We start from the raw sequence: 17,946 nt of genomic DNA, 5'->3' as shown, positions 1-17,946 counted from the left end.
AGGGAAGGGCGCAGCGGGGGTGCTTTTCATTTTCCGGAGGCAGGGCTAGGCTCTCGCGCGAAATGATGCCAATCGCGACCGCGCGCCGCCGATCCGCGCGACGGTCCCATCTGCGGAGAGCCCCACATGACCCAACCCGTCGCCATCGCCTTCAAGGAAACCGATCCGGAAGGCTTTGCCACCCAAAGCGGGCGGATCGCTCTGATCGTGGGCGGGGACGGCAAGTTGGGCCAGGCCGGGCGCAAGCTGGACCGCGCGATGAAGGGCGCGATCAAGCGCGCGGTGGAGTCGGAAGCCTTCGCGGGTTTGGGCGCGGGCGAGGCGATGGATCTGAGCTGGCCCGCCGCGATCGCCGCCGAAGCGGTGCAGCTGGTGCGGCTCGACCGGAAATCCAGTGCCGACGAGGCCCGCAAGGCGGGGGGCGCGATCGGGGCCAAGCTCGGCGAAGCCGGGGTTCTCGTGGTGGCGCAGGGCCATCCGCGCGCGGCTGATCTGTCGCTGGGGCTAGCGCTGCGCGCCTATCGCTTCGACTATCACACCGGCGAGGGCAAGAAGGGCTTCGGCCCGGTGACGATCATGGTCGACAAGCCCGAAGAAGTCGCCGCTGCCGCCGCCCCGCATGCAGCACTCGCCGAGGGGGTGTTCTTCACCCGCGATCTGGTCAACGAGCCCGCAAACATCCTCACCACCGACGACTTCGCCGCCCGCCTCGCCGCGATGCAGGAGCTGGGCCTCGATGTCGAAATCCTCGAGGAAGAGGACATGAAGAAGCTCGGCATGGGCGCGCTTCTGGGTGTCGGCATGGGCTCGGAAATGCCCTCCAAACTCGTCGTCATGCAGTGGAAGGGCGGCGAGGAAGGTGAGGCACCCTTCGCGCTCGTCGGCAAGGGCGTCGTCTTCGATGCGGGCGGCATCTCGCTCAAGCCCGGCGCGGGCATGGAAGAGATGACGATGGATATGGGAGGCGCAGGCGTCGTCTCGGGCGTGATGCGCACGCTGGCGCTGCGCAAGGCCAAGGCGAATGTCGTGGGCCTCGTGGGTCTCGTCGAGAACATGCCCGACGGGCGCGCGCAACGCCCCGGCGATATCGTGACCTCGATGAAGGGCGACACGATCGAAGTCATCAACACCGATGCCGAAGGCCGCCTCGTTCTGGCCGATGTGCTCTGGTATGCGCAGGACCGGTTCAAGCCCAAGGCGATGGTCAATCTCGCCACGCTGACCGGCGCGGTGATCGTCGCGCTCGGTCACGAGAACGCGGGCCTTTTCGCCAATGATGACAAGTTTGTAGCCGACATTCTTAAAGCGGCGAAGACCGAGGGCGAGGGCGCGTGGCACATGCCGCTGCAGCCCGCCTATGACAAGGCGCTGAAATCGCGGCTGGCGGATATGCGCAATGTCGGAAACCGCTGGGGCGGCGCGATCACCGCGGCCGCTTTCCTGAAGCGCTTCGTCAAGGACGAGGTCCCGTGGTGCCATATCGACATCGCGGGCGTCGCGCTTCCGCCAAACGAGACCACGCTGGCCCCGAAAGGGCCGACTGGCTGGGGCGTGCGCATGCTCGACCGGCTTATCCGCGACAAGTTCGAAGCCTGAGATGGGGCAGGTCAATTTCTACCATCTGACCCGCTCCAGTCTCGAGGAGGTGGTGCTGAACCTCGCCTCCCGGGCGGTGGAGCAGGGTTGGAAGGTGGAGTTGCGCGGTACCGATTCCGCGCGCCTCGACTGGCTCGACCAGAGGCTCTGGCTGATGGGAAGCGAGGCGAGCTTCCTGCCGCACGGCCTCGCGGGCGGGCCACATGACGCGTTGCAGCCGATCTTGCTGGGCACCACGCCCGCAGGCGACGGGCGCGAGGCGATGATGGCCGTGGACGGAGCCGAGGTCGCGGCGGAGGAGACCGACGCCCATAAACGCGTCTGGATCCTGTTCGACGGCGACGACCCGCAGGCGGTGCAACATGCGCGCGGCCAGTGGAAGACACTCACCGGCGCGGGCGCGAAAGCGATCTACTGGTCGGAAGAGGGCGGCCGCTGGGAGAAGAAGGCGGAGAGTTGAGCCGGGTGGAGATCAGCGCAGGATATGCCGGAGATGCGGAGCGCTTCGCCGGTCTCTTCGCGGATAGCTTCGCAGCCTCCGAAGGCCCCGACGAAGGTACGCTGATCGGATCGCTCGTGCGCGACATCCTCGCCCGAACCGACCCCGGCGATCTGTACTGTTTCGTCGCGCGCGACGGAGAGACCCTCATCGGCGCAGTCTGCTTCACCCGCCTGCGCTATGTCGAAGATCCACGCCGCGTCTTTCTGCTTTCGCCGATGGCAGTCGCCCCGACGCGGCAACGCAAGGGCGTCGGGCAGAGGCTGATCCGTCATGCCCTCGCGGAGCTTTCATCGGCGGGTGTCGAGGCCTTGCTGACCTATGGCGATCCGGCGTATTACGGGCGGGTGGGATTTGATCCGATTGCCGAGGCCGCCATTGCTGCGCCCTATCCGCTGACGATCCCGCAGGGCTGGCTCGGCCAATCCCTGACGCCGACGCCGCTCGGCACCTTCGCGGGGAGGCCGCATTGCGTGGCAGCCTTCCAGAGACCTGAGATCTGGTGAGCGCTACCGCAGCCGGTCGGGCTCCAGCACCATCACGGTCGGCTCGCGCGGCAAGGTTCTGAGCGAGACGACCAGTTCGCTCACGCCGGGCCGCTCGACCGCGAAGACACCCTTCATCCCGTCGAGAAAGCTCTGCAGGGTCGGCTCGCCGAACCAATGGACCGGGATCACGATGCGTGAGCGCAACCGGTTCAGGATGCGGATCATCGTCGGCTGATCGACCGTGTAGGACCCGTCCACCGCTGCCATCACGACGTCGAGCCGCCCGAGCGCCGCATATTGCGCGGGATCGGGCTCGTGATGCAGGTGGCCCAGATGGCCGATACACAGCCCCGCCACCTCGAAGACGAAGATCGAATTGCCGTTCTCCTCGACCCCGCCCCAACTGCGGATATCAGTGGGCACATTGCGGATAAGCATCTCGCCCAGATCGAGATGATGCTCGGCAGCGATGCCGAACTGATCCGACCAGCCCTTAAGCGCCACCGTCCCGTCCGGGATCATATCGGTCATATGGCTCGAATGAGCATGGTTCATCGTGACGTAATCGGGCGCAAACCGGGCCCCGCCGGTCCAGCCGTTGAAATCGGTAATGACCGACAGCCCGCCCTCGGTCTGCAACAGCACCATCGAATGGTCGATGTAATGCAGCCGCACCGATTGCTCCGGCACCGGGTCGGACCAACTGGCCTTGTGCAGATATTCGATCCCGGGCGCTGCATCGGCGATCGCGATGCAGTGGCTGATCCGCTGGTTCTGCGCGGCCGCGACGACCGGCGCAAGCGTGGTGAAGAGGGCGAGAAGTAGGGCGCGGAACATGGCGAGCCTCCTTTTGCCTTAGCGTAAAGCGAAAAGCTGATTCCGGTCTATGCCCCTACGTAAGGGGCCGTGCGACCCCCGACGATTTCAAAGGGCTGACCGCGAAAAGATCGCCGCGTTGCCCAAGTTTTGCCGCGTTTCTTCATAGGATCAAATTCAACAAAAGATCGATGATTGTTTCACTTGGAGTCACCATGTCCCTCGCCACACTCGACCAGACCGCTTATCAGAGCGCGCGCGACAGTTCCTTCCAGGATCTTCTGGTTTACGCGGCCAAGAAGTCGGGCCGTTCGGTGTTGCAGGTGCTGCGCGACTATCGCCAACTTGCGAAGTCGGAGACGCGGATCAACCTCGTCGAATATGTGCGCTTCGGGCTTTACGACATTGCACGCCACGATCAGGCAGAGCGCGCGCGGTTCCTGTCCAACGACCTGCACTGGCCGATCGTCAATGTCGTGAACAACCGCGGCTGGTACAGCGCCGCAGAGGACAAGGCGCTGGCCTCAACGCTTCTTGGCGCCGCGGGGGTGCCGATCCCCGAGACTGTCGCTGTGCTCGACCCCTCGCAGCGCCTCTACCACGGGATGGGGGAGCGGATCAGCGATGCGAACCAGCTGAGGGCTTTCCTTCTCGCGCGCCCAGGGCAGCAATTCTTCGGCAAGATCGTGGATGGCATGGTCAGCTTCGGTGCGTTCCGGATCGAACACGCGGATGCCGAGATGATCCATTGCGCCGGCCAGGAGCCGATGAGCTACGACGATTTCGCCGAGCAGACGCTCGCCAAGAATGCCTATGTGCTTCAGCCGGTGCTCCACAACCACGCCGCCTTGCAGCCTTATGCCTCTGCGCTGGCCACGGTGCGGATGGTGAACCTGCTTACGAATGACGGGCTGCGTGTGCCAATGGCGGCGATCAAGCTGCCGCAAGGCGATAATATCGCCGATGCGTTCTGGCGCCCCGGAAATCTCGCCTGCGGAATCGACGTCCCGACTGGTCGCATTCGCACCGTCGCGCGACGCGGGATCGAGGTCGAATTCCTCGAAGATCACCCCGACCGGCCTGGCCTGATGGGGATGGAATTGCCTTTCTGGAAAGAACTCCTCGAAATCAACGAGCGGGCCGCGCGCAGCTTCGCCCCCGTCCGGTATCAATCCACCGATATCGCCATCACTGCGGATGGCCCCGTTGTGGTAGAGATCAACGCAGGCGGCGGGTTCGATCTTCCGCAATATTCCAATGGTCGCGGCATGCTCACTTCGGAGGTGCGCGCCTTTTTCGAAAGCTGCGGTGTGAAGTTCCGCCCGAAAAAGAGCCTGCTGCCCTTCTGATCGCTCTTCGCTCTGCTGCCGCGCGCGGCCTTCCCTTTGCGCCGCTTTGGGTCTATCAGCCGGGGCCGAAGGAGAGCCCCAGATGACCAAGTTCAGCTTCACCCTCAAGGCCACCGACGGCGCGGCGCGCACCGGGACGATTTCGACGCCGCGCGGCGAGATCCGTACGCCGGCTTTCATGCCCGTGGGTACCGCCGCCACCGTGAAGGCGATGATGCCCGAAAGCGTGGCCGCGACCGGCGCAGATATCCTGCTGGGCAACACCTACCATCTGATGCTGCGCCCCGGTGCAGAGCGCGTGGCGCGTCTGGGCGGGCTGCATAAGTTCATGAACTGGGACAAGCCGATACTGACCGACTCCGGCGGGTTCCAAGTGATGAGCCTCGCGAGCTTGCGCAAGCTGACCGAGGAAGGCGTGACCTTTGCCTCCCATGTCGATGGCTCGAAACATATGCTCTCGCCCGAACGCTCGATGGAGATTCAGAAGCTCTTGGGCTCGGACATCGTGATGTGCTTCGACGAGTGTCCTGCGCTGCCTGCGACCGAGGAAGAAGTGGCCAAATCCATGCGCCTCTCGATGCGGTGGGCGCAGCGCTCACGTGACGCCTTCGGCGACCGTCCGGGCCATGCGCTGTTCGGCATCCAGCAGGGCGGCGTGACGCGTGAGCTTCGCGAGGAAAGTGCCGAGAAACTCAAGGAAATCGGCTTCGAGGGCTACGCGGTCGGCGGCCTCGCCGTGGGCGAGGGGCAGGAGGCGATGTTCGGCGTGCTCGACTATGCGCCCGGCATGCTGCCGCAAGACAAACCCCGCTACCTGATGGGCGTCGGCAAACCCGATGATATCGTGGGCGCGGTCGAGCGCGGCATCGACATGATGGATTGCGTGCTGCCGTCGCGCTCGGGGCGCACGGGTCAGGCTTGGACCCGGCGCGGTCAGGTGAACATCAAGAACGCCCGCCATGCCGACGACCCGCGCCCCTTGGACGAGGCCTGCACATGCCCGGCCTGCTCGAACTACTCGCGCGCCTATTTGCACCACGTCTTCCGCTCCGGCGAGATGATCTCGGGGATGCTGCTCACCTGGCACAACCTGCATTATTATCAGGAACTGATGGCGGGCCTGCGCGCGGCGATCGACGAGGGGGCGCTGGCGCGCTTCGTCTCGGAATTCCACGAGACCCGCGCGATGGGCGATATCGAGCCGCTCTGAACCCCGCTCAGTGCGAGATCACGATCACCGCGGCGTAATGCGTCGCGGCTGCGGCCAGCACATGGCCGTGCCAGATCGCGCGCGAGAAGGGGATGCGTTCGGTCTGGTAGAAGATCACCCCGACCGTATAGGTCAGCCCGCCCACGACCAGCAGGATCAGCGCGGGCAAGGGCAGGGCCACGATCAACGGCCACATCGCGATCATCCCGAGCCAGCCCATCGCCAGATAGAGCCAGAACCCCGTGCGCTCCGCGCGGTGGAAGAAGCCGAGCTTCATCACGATGCCGAAGGTCGCGAGCGCCCAGACCGTCGCGGTCAGCGCCCAGCCCGCGATCCCGCCGAGGCCGATCAGCGCCATCGGCGTGTATGTGCCTGCAATCAGTAGATAAATCGCCGCGTGGTCGAAGCGCCGCAACACCGCACGCGTCGGTGCATGCAGCGTCAGGTTATAGGCGGCCGAGAGCGAGAAAGAGGCGATCAGCCCCACCGAATAGACCGCAAGCGGCCAGACGCGCCCCGCAGGTGCTGCGAGCGAGGCCCAGACGATCAGCGCGCTGACGCCTGCCACGGCGAAAACGACGCCCAGTACATGGACGACGCCATCGGCGACATGTTCGCGAAAGCTGTGGCTCAATTGGTGGCGCGTCATCGTGGTGATCCCCTCGGTCATCCTTTCAAGATAGCAACGATGAGGCGATCTCCCAAGCCGTGACGGAAAAAACGCTGGGTCACGAAGGGGCTCTGCGCCCGCGCGCTGGCGCCCCCCCCCCCAAGAGGATATATGCGCAAACCCGAAGGCATTAACGAGAATTCAACTAATTCGCGGCGATAAACGAAGCACGGTACAGGCGGGGAAGCCGATGACCGTCAAGACCGACGGCACCCGGCGCGACCGGTTCGGCCGCGCGTCGGGTGTTCCCATCGGGCTTGTTCAAATATCCCGGGGGTGAGGGCGAAGCCCGAGGGGGTAGAGCCCCCTCATTCTCTGACGTTTGCCGCCGTCCGGCGCCGGCGAGGGCAGCGCCCCCAGATATGCTCAGATGCCGTCGCCGACGAAGGCCTTCTCGACCACATATTCGCGGGGCTCGGAATTCGCGCCTTCGCGCAGGCCGAACCCTTCGAGCACCGCCATCACGTCCTTGTTGAAGGCGAGCGAGCCGCAGACCATCGCGCGGTCGGTCTCGGGGTTCATCGGCTCGAGGCCGAGATCCTTGAACACCTTGCCGTTCTCGAGATTGTCGGTGATCCGGCCCATATGGGGGGATTCCTCGCGGGTCGTGGTCGGGTAATATTTCAGCTTGCCCTCGACCATCTCGCCGATCAGCGGATCGTTGATCAGGTTCTCGACCAGCTGCCGGCCATATTCCAGTTCGGCGACGGTCCGGCAGGTATGCATCATGATGACCTCGTCGAACTTCTCGTAGGTCTCGGGGTCGCGCATCAGCGAGGCGAAGGGCGCGATGCCGGTGCCGGTGGCGAGGAACCACACGCGCTTGCCGGGCAGCAGCGCGTCATGGACCAGCGTGCCCACGGGCTTCGGACGCAGGATGATCTGGTCGCCCACATTGATATGCTGCAGCTTCGAGGTCAGCGGGCCGTCGGGCACCTTGATCGAGTAGAATTCCAGCTCCTCGTCCCAGTTCGGCGAGGCGATGGAATAGGCGCGCAGCAGCGGTTTGCCATTGTCGCCCATCAGTCCGATCATCACGAATTCACCCGAGCGGAAGCGCAGGGATTGCGGCCGCGTCACGCGGAAGGAAAACAGCCGGTCCGTCCAGTGGGTCACTTCGGTCACGGTCTGCGCGTCGGGCAGGGTTTTCACCTTGGGGATCTCGGTCACGGCGCTCTCGTTCATTGTCATATCTCTCTCGGGCCGGGGCAGGCGCCTCGGTCTGGCAAATATGCAGATCGGATACAGCTTGCGTCAGCGCTGGCCCTTGATCTGGCTCAATTGCCGGTCACGGGTGGGGTTTATCGGATATCGGATGCGGGCGAAAGCCTCAGCCGGCAAGCCGCGCGCGGTAGTCATGCGCGGCCCAGTCGGCGCGGAATAGCCATTGCGCCTGCGGTTGGCGCTCGGCCAGCTCCGGTGGGATTTCGACCTCGTCAAAGCCGACGCGCCGCGCCATCGCGTATTGATCCGCGATCAGCGGGCCCGCCGCGCGCAGCCGGCCGGAATAGCCGAGCGCACGGATGCGGCGCGCCAGCGAGAAGCCACGCCCGTCCGAGAAGGTCGGGAACAGGACGCGGATCATCTCGGCGCCGTCGATCAGCGCGGGCAGATATCCCGCATCGGTCTCCGGCGCGATATCGAGGCTCGCCCCGGTGAAGTCATCCTCGTGGAAGCCGTCGTCGCGAACGATCACGCTCATGCCACATTCTCCTTGTTCTCAATCACTTGGCCCTCACTGTTCACACGTACGGCCTTGCCGCCGATGAAGTGGATGCCGCATTCGGTCTTGGCGGCGCCGCGCCAGCGGCCCGCGCGTTCGTCCTCGCCCGGTTTCACAGGCGAGGTGCAGGGCGCGCAGCCGATCGAGGGATAGCCTTGCGCCACGAGCGGGTGGCGCGGCAGGCGGTTCTCGACCATGTAATCCTGCACGTCCTGCTTGTCCCAATGGGCGAGCGGGTTGATCTTCATCCGCGCCTCGGTCTCGACCTCAAAGAAGTCGAGCGCCGCGCGCTGGCCGCCCTGAAAGCGTTTGCGCCCGGTGATCCAGGCGTCATAGCCCGAGAGCGCGTTTTCCAGCGGCACCGTCTTGCGCAGTGTGCAGCAGGCATCGGTGCTGTACTGGTGCAAAGTGCCATCCGGATCGTCGCGGGCGATCGCGGCCCGATCGGCCTGGATCACCTGGACATTCGTCAGGCCCAGCTTGTGCGCGACGTCGCGCTGATAGGCGAGCGTCTCAGGAAACAGCATCTGCGTGTCGATGAACAGCACCGGCGTGCCGGGCGCGATCACCGAGACCATATGCAAGAGCACCACCGACTCCGCCCCGAAGGAGGAGACCAGCGCGACTTCGCCCACGTCAGCGTCCCGCAACGCCCGCTCCATCACCGCGGTCGCGGCGTGGTGGCGGTAGCGTTCGTTCAGCCCGGCGACGCGCGTTGCGATATCCGGGCGATCATTGAGCGGCATGGCGTTGAGCCTCTGCATAGAGCGCCTCTTTGAACGGGTCCGGGCCAAGGCGACGCAGCGCTTCGAGGAAGCTCTCGGTCGCGTTTTCGCGCAGTTCGAGATAGGCGCGCAGCAGACGCTCCAGCGCGGGGATCACCTCCGTATAGGCAAAGCCGGGGCCAGCGCGCTCGCCAAGCGCCATCGTCTCGGTCGCGTCGCCGCCAAGCGTGATCTGGTAGTTCTCCACGCCCGCGCGGTCGAGACCGAGGATGCCGATATGGCCCAGATGGTGGTGGCCGCAGGCGTTGATGCAGCCCGAAATCTTGATCTTGAGCGCACCGATCTCCTGCTCCAGCCCGAGGTCGCGGAAATGGGTCGCGATCTGCTGTGCCAGCGGGATCGAGCGGGCCGTGGCCAGCGCGCAGTAATCCATGCCGGGGCAGGCGATGATATCCGAGGTCAGGCCGATATTCGCAGTAGCGAGGCCGCCCTTGCGCAGGGCCTCGAACAGCGCGGGCAGATCAGCCTTCGCGATATGCGGCAGGATCACGTTCTGCTCGTGGCTGATGCGCAGCTCCGACTGGCCGTAGCGTTCGGCAAGCTCCGCCAACAGGCGCATCTGGTCCGAGGTGGCATCGCCCGGAGGCGCGCCGTGATCCTTCAGGCTGACCGTGACCACCGCGTAATCGGGGTTGTGATGGGGCGAGACCGAGCGCGCGGCCCAGTCCCGCAGAAGCGGGTCGACATTGCGCGCGGCTTCGAAGCTCTCGCTCTCGCGCGCAGGCAAAACGGGCGGCGCGAATTGCGCCTTGAGATCTGCGAGGATCGTCTGATCGGCACCTTTGAAGGCCGCGCGGCGGGCCGGGAATTCGGCCTCGACCATCTCGGAAAACGTCTCGATTCCAAGCTCGTGTACGGTGATCTTGATGCGTGCCTTATACTTGTTGTCGCGCCGGCCTGCGAGGTTCCAGGCCGCTACGATCGACTCCAGATAGGGCAGCAGATCGGCCACTGGCAGGAAGCTGCGCAGTTCCTTCGCGATCATCGGGGTGCGGCCAAGACCGCCGCCCACGAAGACCTGAAAACCGATCTCGCCATCGCGCTCGACCAGTTGCAGGCCGACATCGTGGCCGCGGATCGCGGCGCGGTCGGCGCGCGCGCCATTGATCGCGATCTTGAACTTGCGCGGCAGGAACTGGAATTCCGGATGGTCGGTGGACCATTGACGGATCAACTCCGCATAGGGGCGCGGATCGGCGATCTCGTCGGCGGCGGCGCCCGCAAAGGCGTCCGTCGTCGTGTTGCGGATCGCGTTGCCCGAGGTCTGGATCGCGTGCATGCCGACATCGGCCAGCGCGTCGATCATGTCCGGCACATCGACCAGCTTCGGCCAGTTGAACTGGATGTTCTGGCGCGTCGTGAAATGCCCATAGCCGCGATCCCAGACATCTGCGATCTTGGCGAGCTGGCGCATTTGCCGCGCGTTGATCGTGCCATAGGGGATCGCCACCCGCAGCATGTAGGCGTGCAGCTGCAGATAGAGCCCGTTCATCAGGCGCAGCGGCTTGAACTCGTCTTCGGTCAGGCTGCCGTCGAGGCGGCGCGCGACCTGATGGCGAAACTGCTCGGCGCGCGCGCGGACGGCGGCGCGGTCGAAATCGCTGGGTTGGAACATGGATCAGCTCCCGGGTAGCTCAATGGAAGGGCCGGAGGCGCGGAAGGCCTCGCGGAAATGCGCGGGCTCGGGGCCATTCGGGCCAAGCGTGGCGGGCGCGAGATAGGCGCCGACGACTTTGTCGGGCTGCGCATTGGCCAGATCGAGCCACATCTCGGCAATCACCGGATCGTCGAGGAAAGCGGCGTCGCTCAGGCGCAGAACCCATTGGCCCGCGTCGTTCATGTAGACGACATGGCCTTCGCGCAGATCGTTGGCGCTGATCACGCCGGGGATGAATTTCTTGCTCATAGCGCGACCTCCTTCAGGGCGATGCGGGCGTCGCGCGGGGCGAGGCCCAGCAGGATCACGGCGGGGCCCTTGGCCTCGGCGGTAACGGTGGGCAGGGTGGCGAGCGTCGCGGGGCGGATCACCTGATCGGCGCGCGAAGCGTTCTCGATCACGCAGGCCGGGGTCGCGGGGGAGGCGCCATGCATCATCAGGCGCCCTTGCACGTAGCGGGCCGCGCGCTTGCCCATGTAGATCGCCGCGACCGCGCCGGGACGAGCGAGCGCCGTCCAATCCTGTTCGGCGAGCCCGTCGGCGTCATGGCCGGTGAGCAGGCGCAGCTCGCGATTGCGGCCGCGTTCGGTCAGGCTCTGGCCGAGCGATGCGGCGGCGGCGGAAGCGGCGGTGATGCCCGGCAGCACGCGATAGGCGATCCCGGCCGCGTCGAGCGCGTCCAGCTCTTCGCCCAGCCGCCCGAACACACCCGGATCGCCGGATTTCAGGCGGAGCACCCGCTGCCCCTCGCGCGCGAGGCGGACGATCAGGTTCGAGATGTCGCTTTGCTTCATCGAGGGGCCGAAACCGGTCTTGCCGGTCTCGATCAACTTCGCCTGCGGACCTGCAAGTGCGAGCACCTCGGCGCTCACCAGCGTGTCGTGCAGGATGACATCGGCGCACGTCATCTCGCGCAGCACCGCCACGGTCAGCAGGTCCGGGTCGCCCGGACCTGCGCCGGCAAGGGTCACCTGGGTCTGAGTTTCGAGAGTTTCCATGTCACGCTCCTCGTCTGCGTCTTGAGCGTTAATATAGGAAAATGTTCTCGTTTTTGGCTATATGCCCTTGCCAATAAGGACATTTGTTCCTTATGAATTTGATGGGAGTAACAATCTTCTTTCTATCGGAGGGAAATCGGAATGGCGGTGCAGATCGACGAGCTGGATCGGAAAATCCTCGCGGAGCTACAGGACGATGCGAGCCAGTCGCTCGACGAAATCGCGCGGAAAACAGGCTCTTCCAAGACCCCGGTCTGGAACCGGATTCGCAAATTGCGCACGGCGGGGGTGATCGGAAAGCAGACCGCGATCCTCGATCCCGAGGCGCTTGGGTTCGACGCCTGCTTCTTCGTGCTGATCCGAACGTCCGAGCACGAGGCCGAATGGCAGGACAAGTTCCTCGCCACCCTGCGCGCGCGCCCCGAGGTGATGGAAGCGCACCGCCTTGCCGGCGATATCGACTACATCCTGAAAGTGCGGGTCGAGAATGCGCGCGCCTATGACCGCTTCTATCAGGCGCTGATCTCGGAAGTGAAAATTCACAACGTCACCGCGCTTCTGTCGATGGAAGAGCTGAAATCCACCACCGCACTGCCGCTGTGAGCGATCAGCGCTTGGTGTAGGTGGTCTCCAGCTTCTCCAGCCCGTGGAAATGGTAGAGATCGGCGTAATAAGGGCGGCGCGGCAGATCGAGCCCCTGTAGCCGCTCCATCAGAATCGGCAGCGCGAGTTTCAACTCCAGCCGGGCCAGCGGCGCGCCGATGCAGAAATGCGCCCCCGCGCCGAAACTGAAATTGATGCGCACCGGGCGGGACGGGTCGAAGGCGCTCGGATCGTCCCAAGCCGACGGGTCGCGGTTCGCACCGGCGAGTAGCAGCCCGATCCGTTCGCCTTTCCGCAGCATTTGCCCCTGAAACTCCATGTCCTCGTAGAGCCATCGCGTGAACAAGTGCAGCGGCGGATCGAAACGCAGAAGTTCCTCTACCGTGCCGTCGATCCGCTCTGGCTCCAGCCAATGCGGCGCGACGGTCTGCTCGACGAGGGTCTTCATGCTGTTGCCGATCTGGTGGACGGTCGCCTCGTGACCCGCGTTCAGGAGCAGGATCACGGTGGAAATCAGCTCGTCGCGGCTCAGGTGAACGCCTTCCTCCTCGACCGCGATCAGTTCCGAGATCAGATCGTCGCCGGGCGCTTTGCGGCGGGTCTCGATCAGATCCCCGAGATACTCCGCGAATTCCGCTGAGGCCCGCGCCGCGTCTTCTTCGAGGCTGATGTCGCGGCGGGCCTGATACATCTGCACCATGGCGTTCGACCATGCCAGAAGCTTGTCGGCATCCTTCTCCGGCACGCCCAGAAGCCGAGCAATCACGATCACCGGAAGGGGTTTCGCGAAATGCTCCAGCAGGTCGCAGCCGCCCTCGGGCAGTTCGTCGACCAGCCGGTGGCAGAGTGTCGCGATCTCGTCCTCCATGCCTGCGATCCGGCGCGGGGTGAAGGCCTTCGTCACCAACTTGCGCAGGCGGGTGTGGGTCGGCGCCTCCAACTCCAGCATCGAATGACGTTCGATCGCATAGAAGGGCTCGAGATGCTTCGGAACGTCCACCGCGTGTTCTGGCGGGGCTTCGCGCCCCAACCGCCGGTCCCGCAGCGCCGCGCCGACGATCGCGGCGCGCGCAGTCACGTGAAACCCGTATTCGGGCCATTGAACGAGAGGCGCGCCTTGACGCACGCGGTCATAGAACGGGTAAGGGTTCTGCACGAAATCTGGGTCGAGCGGGGATTGGGAAAGGGTCTGCATCGGCGCTCCGTTTGGTCGGAGGCCAGATTGGGCAGAAGGCGCCGCGGGATGCAAGAACAAGCGAACACGCCGCCTTGCATTGCCGCGCCGTTGGTCGCAAGGAAAGGGCGGGAGAGTGCTGATGCTGGGCCGTGTCGCCATATTGCTCATCTGGATCGCGCTGACGCTCGCCGCCTCGATCGGGGTGTGGCGGGTCTCGGCGCGCGAGGGTCTGGCGCGGATCGAGGCGCAGGGACAGTCCGACCTGCGGCTGGCCTCGGATCGTCTGGTGGCGGCCCTTCTGCAGTTTCGCGAAGTGGCCGTTCTGGCCGCCGATCATCCCGACGTGGTCGCGCTGGCGGGGCGTTTTGCCGAAGGGGGCAAGGCGGTCGGCACGTGGCGCGATGACGCGGTGAGCCTGACCTTGCAGCGCTTGGCCGACCACGCGGGCGCGCGCGACATCTGGCTGATCGCGCCGGGAGGCACGGTGCTCGCGGGCCCTGCGGACAGTCCCGATCGGGTCACGATGAACCGGGCGCTGGCCCGCGGCGCGCAAGGCGCGACTGGGTCAGAACATTTCGTCGATCCCGATACCGGCGACCGGCTGTTCGTCTTCGCCGCTCCTGTCTTCGCCTCTGGCGGCCGCGTCTCGGGGATCGTGCTGCTGCGGCTGAATGCCGAGGATGTCGAGGCCGAGGGGCGCGGTAACCCGGTGCCCGTCTGGTTTACCGATGCCGACGGGGTGAGCTTCCTGACCAATCGGACCGATCTGGTGCTGCTGTCCGAACCGGGCGCACGCCCCGATCCCGCGACCTATCCGGCGGGCTCGCTCGCCGGGGTGCTTCACTTGCGCGAACGCAATCTGGCGGGCCATCGTCTGGTGTCGGGGGATGGCTCGCTCGCCGGTCCCGCGCTGGATGTGTCGCGCGAATTGCCGGTGATCCAGATGGAGGGTCACGCGCTCGCCGCCGCCGATCCGGTTCTGCGTGCGGCGCGGCTTGCCGCGCTCTCGACGGCGGCCGGGTTTCTGGCCGTGGGGGCGGTGATCTTCGCACTCTGGGAGCGCAGGCGCGCGTTGGCAGAGGCAAATGCCGCGCTTGAGGTTCGCGTGGCGGAGCGCACGGCGGAGCTGTCGACCGCGAACGAGGAATTGCGCCGCACGCAGGCCGAGTTGGTGCAGGCGGGCAAGCTTTCGGCGCTGGGGCAGATGTCGGCGGGGATCAGTCACGAACTGAACCAGCCGCTGATGGCGATCTCGTCTTATGCAGAGAATGCCGAATTGCTGCTCGATCGCGGTCGGACAGAGGAGGCGGGCGAAACGCTCGGCAAGATCGGCGCGATGGCGCACCGTATGGCGCGCATCATCCGCAACCTGCGCGCCTTTGCGCGGCAGGAGAGCGAGCCCGCGACCCGCGTCGGTCTCGCGGCGGTGGTGGAAAGCGCGCTCGAGATGCTCGACGAACGGCTGAAGCGCGCGGGCGTCACCGTCGACTGGCAGCGTCCTGATTTCCCCGCGATCGTCATGGGTGGCGAGGTGCGGCTCAGTCAGGTCGTCATCAACCTGATCTCGAACGCGATCGAGGCGATGGAGGGCCAGCCCGAGCGTCGCCTGACGATCCGCATGGCGCGCGCGGATGGCATGATCCGCCTCAGCCTGCGCGACACCGGACCGGGCATCCGCGACCCCGAGCGTATCTTCGATCCGTTCTACTCGACCAAGGAAGCCGGATCTGCGGAGGGGCTTGGCCTCGGCCTTTCGATCTCTTACGGGCTTGTGCAAGGGTTCGGAGGCAACCTGCGCGGCGAGAATGTTCCGGGGGGCGGGGCGCGCTTCACCATCGATCTGCGCGAAGCTGCGAGCCAACCCAGACCAACCGAGGTGGAGACATGATGCGCCGGGTTCTCTTTGTCGATGACGACCGCGCGGTGCGCGAGGCGCTAGGCCAGACGCTGGAACTGGCTGGGCTGAAGCCGACGCTCGCAGGCAGCTATATCGAAGCGAAGGACCATATCTCGACCGAGTTCGAGGGGATCGTGGTCACCGATATCCGGATGCCCGGGAAGGACGGGTTCGCGCTGCTGGACCTCGTGCAGAAGGCCGATGCGGAGCTGCCCGTCGTCCTGCTGACCGGCGAGGCCGATGTGCCGATGGCAGTGCGCGCGATGGCAGCGGGCGCGTTCGACTTTCTGGAAAAGCCTTGCGCAGGGAAAGACTTGCTGGCCGTTGTCGAGAAGGCGCTGGAGACGCGCGCGCGCGTGATGGAAGCGCGGTTCTCGCGGGCCGCCGGCAAGCGTGGCGATGCCGCGGCACGGATGCTGGTTGGCGACTCTCCGGTGGCGGAGGGCCTGCGCGAAGCGGCCCGTCGCGCGGCGCGCTCGGGCGCCGAGGTGCTGATCACCGGCGCGCCGGGTGCGGGCAATTCCAAGCTCGCCGAGGTGATCCATCTGCTCTCTACCAATGCGCGCCGTCCCTTCGTTAAACTCGCCGCGGCGGGCCTCGACGTGGAGGCGCTGGAGGCCGGTTTCGCGCAGGCCGAGGGCGGCACGCTTTACCTAGACGAGGTGGCCGACCTGCCGCGCCCGGCGCAATTCGCGCTGATCGAGCTCTTGGAGACCCGGCCTGCCACGCGCCTTATCGCGGGCACCTATCGCGACCTGCCAGGCGAGGCGCGGGCAGGGCGCTTCCACCCCGATCTCTACTGGCGGCTGGAGGCGTTGAAGGTGCGTATCCCCTCGCTCTCGGAACGCCCCGAGGACATTCCCGCGCTGTTTCGCCACTATGTCGCCACCGCCTGCGAACAGGCCAACCTGCGCGCGCCCGAAATCCCGGCCGAGATGACCGCACAGCTGATGGCCCGCGACTGGCCCGGCAATGCCCGCGCGCTTATGTCGGAGGCGATGCGCTTCGCGATGGGGCTGGAGGCGGGCGAGCCGCCGGCGGAGCTGGGCCTGTCCGAGCGGATGGCGGCGGTCGAGAAGTCGCTGCTGGCCGAGGCGCTGACCCGCGCGGGCGGCAACGCGACCGAGGCGGCGGCCGCGCTGAAGCTGCCGCGCAAGACCTTCTACGACAAGCTCGCACGCCATGGGCTGCGGCCCGACGATTACCGCGACTAGGGGCGGGCGAGGATTCGCACGGAGCCGCCTGTATCTGTGCGGGATTTCGCACACCTCTCGTCGACGCGGGGTTGGGGATTTCTCGTAAGGCATGGATATAAATAGGTTAATCGGACTTGTCACAAGAGCTTCACGAAACAGTTGATCGGATCTCTCGGCGCCTTTCTGCTTGCCCCGATGCCGGGGAGGACCGGCGTGACATGAATACCGGGAGGACATTATGAAGAAATTTACCGCCGCCGTTTCGGCGCTCGCCCTCATGGCTTCGGCCTCGGTCGCAATGGCCGATCCGACGGGCTGCGACGAAGGCGAAATGGTCATCAAGTTCAGCCACGTCACCAATACCGACAAGCACCCGAAAGGGATCGCGGCGGCGCTGTTCGCCAAGCGCGTGAACGAAGAGATGGACGGCAAGGCCTGCGTCGAAGTCTACCCGAACTCCACCCTCTACAACGATGATCAGGTGCTGGAAGCGATGCTGCAGGGCGACGTGCAGATGGCTGCGCCCTCGCTGTCGAAATTCGAGACCTTCACCAAGAAATACCGCATCTTCGATCTGCCCTTCATGTTCAAGAACATGGAAGCCGTGGACGAATTCCAGAATTCCGAAGTCGGCCAGTCGATGAAAGAGGCGATGGTGCGTCGCGGTCTGCTGGGCCTCGATTTCTGGCATAACGGCCTCAAGCAGTTCTCGGCCAACAAGCCGCTGCTGGTGCCGGGCGACGCCAAGGGTCTGAAGTTCCGCGTGCAGCCCTCCGACGTGCTGATCGCGCAGATGGAAGCGCTGGGGGCGTCGCCGCAGCCGATGGCCTTCTCGGAAGTCTATGGCGCGCTGCAGACCGGCGTGGTTGACGGGCAGGAGAACACCTGGTCGAACATCTACGGGCAGAAGTTCTACGAAGTGCAGGACGGCATCACCGAAACCAACCACGGCCTGCTCGACTACATGGTCGTGACCTCGGTCGACTGGTGGGACAGCCTCGATCCGGCGATGCGTGACCAGATCAAGTCGATCCTCGACGAGGTCACGCAGGAGCGCAACGCCGCCGTGAACCAGGTCAACGAAGAGAACCGTCAGGCGATCCTCGATGCCGGTGCGACGATCCGCGAACTGACGCCCGAGCAGCGCCAGCAATGGGTCGATGCGATGAAACCGGTCTGGGACCAGTTCAAGGATGACGTCGGTCAGGAAAACATCGACGCAGCGCAGGCGATCAACGCCAAGCACTGATCCGGAACGGACGGGCGACGGACCCCACCCGTC

The 17,946-nt window shown here is 65.3% G+C and carries 18 protein-coding genes; 9 read left to right on the top strand and 9 right to left on the bottom strand.

The features are described from left to right. Positions 1–126: 126 nt before the first annotated feature. From B6V72_RS12180 to B6V72_RS12170, 3 genes are read left to right on the top strand one after another with little or no spacing between them, the layout of a single operon-like run. Positions 127–1,596, top strand: coding sequence for a leucyl aminopeptidase (locus tag B6V72_RS12180; RefSeq protein ID WP_088735687.1), 1,470 nt, complete (start codon positions 127–129; stop codon positions 1,594–1,596). 1 nt (position 1,597) lies between these two features. After that, positions 1,598–2,056, top strand: a complete 459-nt coding sequence (locus B6V72_RS12175; RefSeq protein WP_088735686.1) for a DNA polymerase III subunit chi — start codon at positions 1,598–1,600, stop codon at positions 2,054–2,056. A 5-nt stretch (positions 2,057–2,061) separates the two neighbouring features. Continuing rightward, the gene (locus B6V72_RS12170) at positions 2,062–2,601 is read left to right on the top strand and encodes an N-acetyltransferase (RefSeq protein ID WP_240497725.1); all 540 of its coding nucleotides are present in this window, start codon (positions 2,062–2,064) and stop codon (positions 2,599–2,601) included. A gap of 3 nt (positions 2,602–2,604) precedes the next feature. Here the strand turns inward: B6V72_RS12170 and B6V72_RS12165 are convergent, their stop codons facing one another. Next, positions 2,605–3,420: an MBL fold metallo-hydrolase gene (locus tag B6V72_RS12165; protein WP_088735685.1), complete on the bottom strand. Its 816-nt coding sequence runs from the start codon at positions 3,418–3,420 to the stop codon at positions 2,605–2,607. 194 nt (positions 3,421–3,614) lie between these two features. On the opposite strand from B6V72_RS12165, the gene B6V72_RS12160 reads away from it, so the two are divergent. Both B6V72_RS12160 and tgt read left to right on the top strand, forming a co-directional pair. Then, positions 3,615–4,748, top strand: coding sequence for a sugar-transfer associated ATP-grasp domain-containing protein (locus B6V72_RS12160; RefSeq protein ID WP_168173047.1), 1,134 nt, complete (start codon positions 3,615–3,617; stop codon positions 4,746–4,748). 82 nt (positions 4,749–4,830) lie between these two features. Continuing rightward, positions 4,831–5,958 carry a tRNA guanosine(34) transglycosylase Tgt gene (gene tgt, locus B6V72_RS12155; RefSeq protein WP_075774572.1) on the top strand — a complete coding sequence of 376 codons (1,128 nt, stop codon included), beginning with the start codon at positions 4,831–4,833 and terminating at the stop codon, positions 5,956–5,958. A 7-nt stretch (positions 5,959–5,965) separates the two neighbouring features. Here tgt and B6V72_RS12150 read toward each other — a convergent pair whose 3' ends face one another. From B6V72_RS12150 to cobA, 7 genes are all read right to left on the bottom strand, one after another. Then, complete coding sequence (locus tag B6V72_RS12150) at positions 5,966–6,607, bottom strand: hemolysin III family protein (protein ID WP_088719388.1); 642 nt, start codon at positions 6,605–6,607, stop codon at positions 5,966–5,968. Between the two features lie 387 nt (positions 6,608–6,994). After that, a complete protein-coding gene (locus tag B6V72_RS12145; RefSeq protein WP_088726766.1) occupies positions 6,995–7,813 on the bottom strand; it encodes a ferredoxin--NADP reductase in 819 nt (272 codons plus the stop codon). 145 nt (positions 7,814–7,958) lie between these two features. Then, a complete protein-coding gene (locus B6V72_RS12140; protein WP_075774574.1) occupies positions 7,959–8,330 on the bottom strand; it encodes a DUF934 domain-containing protein in 372 nt (123 codons plus the stop codon). Continuing rightward, the gene (locus tag B6V72_RS12135; RefSeq protein WP_075774740.1) at positions 8,327–9,097 is read right to left on the bottom strand and encodes a phosphoadenylyl-sulfate reductase; all 771 of its coding nucleotides are present in this window, start codon (positions 9,095–9,097) and stop codon (positions 8,327–8,329) included. Before B6V72_RS12135 ends, B6V72_RS12140 begins: the two co-directional genes overlap by 4 nt. Continuing rightward, complete coding sequence (locus tag B6V72_RS12130) at positions 9,084–10,751, bottom strand: nitrite/sulfite reductase (protein ID WP_088735683.1); 1,668 nt, start codon at positions 10,749–10,751, stop codon at positions 9,084–9,086. Before B6V72_RS12130 ends, B6V72_RS12135 begins: the two co-directional genes overlap by 14 nt. A gap of 3 nt (positions 10,752–10,754) precedes the next feature. Beyond that, the gene (locus B6V72_RS12125) at positions 10,755–11,042 is read right to left on the bottom strand and encodes a DUF2849 domain-containing protein (protein WP_075774576.1); all 288 of its coding nucleotides are present in this window, start codon (positions 11,040–11,042) and stop codon (positions 10,755–10,757) included. Then, positions 11,039–11,791 carry a uroporphyrinogen-III C-methyltransferase gene (gene cobA, locus B6V72_RS12120; RefSeq protein ID WP_088735682.1) on the bottom strand — a complete coding sequence of 251 codons (753 nt, stop codon included), beginning with the start codon at positions 11,789–11,791 and terminating at the stop codon, positions 11,039–11,041. The genes B6V72_RS12125 and cobA overlap by 4 nt, the downstream gene beginning before the upstream one ends. 141 nt (positions 11,792–11,932) lie before the next feature. Here cobA and B6V72_RS12115 point away from each other — a divergent pair, with 141 nt between their 5' ends. After that, positions 11,933–12,394, top strand: a complete 462-nt coding sequence (locus B6V72_RS12115; RefSeq protein WP_075774578.1) for an Lrp/AsnC family transcriptional regulator — start codon at positions 11,933–11,935, stop codon at positions 12,392–12,394. Positions 12,395–12,398: 4 nt separating this feature from the next. On the opposite strand, the gene B6V72_RS12110 is transcribed toward B6V72_RS12115, so the two are convergent. Further along, positions 12,399–13,589 (bottom strand): cytochrome P450, encoded by a 1,191-nt coding sequence (locus tag B6V72_RS12110; protein ID WP_088735681.1) that lies wholly within the window; start codon positions 13,587–13,589, stop codon positions 12,399–12,401. A 121-nt stretch (positions 13,590–13,710) separates the two neighbouring features. Here B6V72_RS12110 and B6V72_RS12105 point away from each other — a divergent pair, with 121 nt between their 5' ends. From B6V72_RS12105 to B6V72_RS12095, 3 genes are all read left to right on the top strand, one after another. Continuing rightward, a complete protein-coding gene (locus B6V72_RS12105; RefSeq protein WP_088735680.1) occupies positions 13,711–15,459 on the top strand; it encodes an ATP-binding protein in 1,749 nt (582 codons plus the stop codon). Continuing rightward, on the top strand, positions 15,456–16,682 hold the full coding sequence (locus B6V72_RS12100) for a sigma-54 dependent transcriptional regulator (protein WP_075774581.1): 1,227 nt from the start codon (positions 15,456–15,458) through the stop codon (positions 16,680–16,682). The genes B6V72_RS12105 and B6V72_RS12100 overlap by 4 nt, the downstream gene beginning before the upstream one ends. A 220-nt stretch (positions 16,683–16,902) precedes the next feature. After that, positions 16,903–17,913 carry a TRAP transporter substrate-binding protein gene (locus B6V72_RS12095; RefSeq protein ID WP_075774582.1) on the top strand — a complete coding sequence of 337 codons (1,011 nt, stop codon included), beginning with the start codon at positions 16,903–16,905 and terminating at the stop codon, positions 17,911–17,913. The last annotated feature ends 33 nt before the right edge of the window (positions 17,914–17,946 follow it).

The organism is Thioclava sp. F34-6, from assembly GCF_002213235.1.
Taxonomy (GTDB): domain Bacteria; phylum Pseudomonadota; class Alphaproteobacteria; order Rhodobacterales; family Rhodobacteraceae; genus Thioclava; species Thioclava nitratireducens.
Note: the sequence above shows the minus strand (reverse complement) of the source record. Positions and strands in the feature narration are given on the sequence as shown.

What these genes read in the sequence shown, in the direction of transcription:
- B6V72_RS12130 (WP_088735683.1), bottom strand. Translation starts at nt 10,751, where the DNA reads ATGTTCCAACCCAGCGATTTCGACCGCGCCGCCGTCCGCGCGCGCGCC.
- B6V72_RS12100 (WP_075774581.1), top strand. Translation starts at nt 15,456, where the DNA reads ATGATGCGCCGGGTTCTCTTTGTCGATGACGACCGCGCGGTGCGCGAG.
- B6V72_RS12145 (WP_088726766.1), bottom strand. Translation starts at nt 7,813, where the DNA reads ATGAACGAGAGCGCCGTGACCGAGATCCCCAAGGTGAAAACCCTGCCC.
- B6V72_RS12180 (WP_088735687.1), top strand. Translation starts at nt 127, where the DNA reads ATGACCCAACCCGTCGCCATCGCCTTCAAGGAAACCGATCCGGAAGGC.
- B6V72_RS12150 (WP_088719388.1), bottom strand. Translation starts at nt 6,607, where the DNA reads ATGACGCGCCACCAATTGAGCCACAGCTTTCGCGAACATGTCGCCGAT.
- cobA (WP_088735682.1), bottom strand. Translation starts at nt 11,791, where the DNA reads ATGGAAACTCTCGAAACTCAGACCCAGGTGACCCTTGCCGGCGCAGGT.
- B6V72_RS12095 (WP_075774582.1), top strand. Translation starts at nt 16,903, where the DNA reads ATGAAGAAATTTACCGCCGCCGTTTCGGCGCTCGCCCTCATGGCTTCG.
- B6V72_RS12160 (WP_168173047.1), top strand. Translation starts at nt 3,615, where the DNA reads ATGTCCCTCGCCACACTCGACCAGACCGCTTATCAGAGCGCGCGCGAC.
- B6V72_RS12115 (WP_075774578.1), top strand. Translation starts at nt 11,933, where the DNA reads ATGGCGGTGCAGATCGACGAGCTGGATCGGAAAATCCTCGCGGAGCTA.
- B6V72_RS12135 (WP_075774740.1), bottom strand. Translation starts at nt 9,097, where the DNA reads ATGCCGCTCAATGATCGCCCGGATATCGCAACGCGCGTCGCCGGGCTG.
- B6V72_RS12165 (WP_088735685.1), bottom strand. Translation starts at nt 3,420, where the DNA reads ATGTTCCGCGCCCTACTTCTCGCCCTCTTCACCACGCTTGCGCCGGTC.
- B6V72_RS12125 (WP_075774576.1), bottom strand. Translation starts at nt 11,042, where the DNA reads ATGAGCAAGAAATTCATCCCCGGCGTGATCAGCGCCAACGATCTGCGC.
- B6V72_RS12140 (WP_075774574.1), bottom strand. Translation starts at nt 8,330, where the DNA reads ATGAGCGTGATCGTTCGCGACGACGGCTTCCACGAGGATGACTTCACC.
- tgt (WP_075774572.1), top strand. Translation starts at nt 4,831, where the DNA reads ATGACCAAGTTCAGCTTCACCCTCAAGGCCACCGACGGCGCGGCGCGC.
- B6V72_RS12105 (WP_088735680.1), top strand. Translation starts at nt 13,711, where the DNA reads ATGCTGGGCCGTGTCGCCATATTGCTCATCTGGATCGCGCTGACGCTC.
- B6V72_RS12175 (WP_088735686.1), top strand. Translation starts at nt 1,598, where the DNA reads ATGGGGCAGGTCAATTTCTACCATCTGACCCGCTCCAGTCTCGAGGAG.
- B6V72_RS12110 (WP_088735681.1), bottom strand. Translation starts at nt 13,589, where the DNA reads ATGCAGACCCTTTCCCAATCCCCGCTCGACCCAGATTTCGTGCAGAAC.